The organism is Oleiphilus sp. HI0132 (assembly GCF_001635845.1).
Genome location: NZ_LWGJ01001807.1, coordinates 1 through 1,092, shown reverse-complemented (window position 1 = coordinate 1,092; position 1,092 = coordinate 1). Strand labels below are relative to the sequence as shown.

At 45.6% G+C, this 1,092-nt stretch carries 2 protein-coding genes; both read right to left on the bottom strand.

What is annotated here, in order from left to right; translation table 11 throughout:
• On the bottom strand, positions 1-698 hold a 698-nt coding region (locus A3766_RS27350; RefSeq protein WP_197479794.1), incomplete at its 3' end, for a BCCT family transporter.
• Positions 699-757: 59 nt separating this feature from the next.
• On the bottom strand, positions 758-1,092 hold a 335-nt coding region (locus A3766_RS27345), incomplete at its 5' end, for an ectoine synthase (protein WP_068643368.1).

Below are 1,092 nucleotides of genomic sequence, written 5' to 3'. Positions count from 1 at the left end.
AAAGATGTGGCTAGACCAAAGAGTGTCGCAAGTACTGCAAGAATATCGATAATGTGGCCAGGCCATCCCCACGTACGCTCTCCTAGCAGCGGGTAAAAAACGGATCGAATAGAGAGTGGAAGCCCTTTGTTGTAGGTAAAAAAAGCTAAGGAAAGCGCAACGACGCCATAGATCGCCCAGGGGTGAATTCCCCAGTGATACATCGTCGCGCCCATGGCCATACTCGCCGCTTCGGGCGTGTTTGCTGCCACATTGAGAGGCGTTTTGTACCAGCCGGTATAATAGGAAACAGGTTCGGCTACTCCCCAGAACATCAGCCCGATGCCCATGCCTGCAGCAAACAACATCGCTAGCCATGTTAGCGTAGAATGCTCTGCTTTTGCCTCATTGCCTCCTAAGCGAACCTTGCCGAAAGGAGAAACAATAAGCGCCAGGCAGAACAACACAAAAATATTGCCTGCCCAAATAAACAAACCATCGAAAGCACCAATAATATCCCATTTAAGACCATCTAATGCAGCTTTTGCGGTCGCTGAATCAGTTAGCAGTGTGGCTACTAAAAATAACAATATCAGCCCGGAACTCACAGCAAATACCGGGTTATGAATATCAAAACCCCAGCGTTGAACATTGTGCTGCCCAACGCTGTAGTCAGTACTGTGAATGCCATATTTATCGTTAGGGTTAGGTACGCTCATCAGCAAAGCCCTTTCATTTATTGTTATCAATTGGGATAGAACTAGGTACTCAATATATATTATTCAATAGTATCCGCTTCTAATTCGTAGGCACCTTCCTTGTTGTGTACTTCCTTGCCATTAAGCGGAGGGTTGAAGACGCATGCCATCTTCATTTCTTTAAATGCTCTTAGGATATGCTTGTCATGCTTATCCAGAACATAGATCGTGCCTGCAGAGATCGGGTGCACTTTTCCATCTTCCAAATTCTCTATCTCACCCTCACCTGACATGCAGTAAACCGACTCCAAATGATTTTGATAGTGCATCTGAAAATCTGCGCCTTCATAGATAGTCGTGATGTGAAACGAAAACCCCATCTGGTCATCTTTTAATAGCATACGCGTACTTTCCC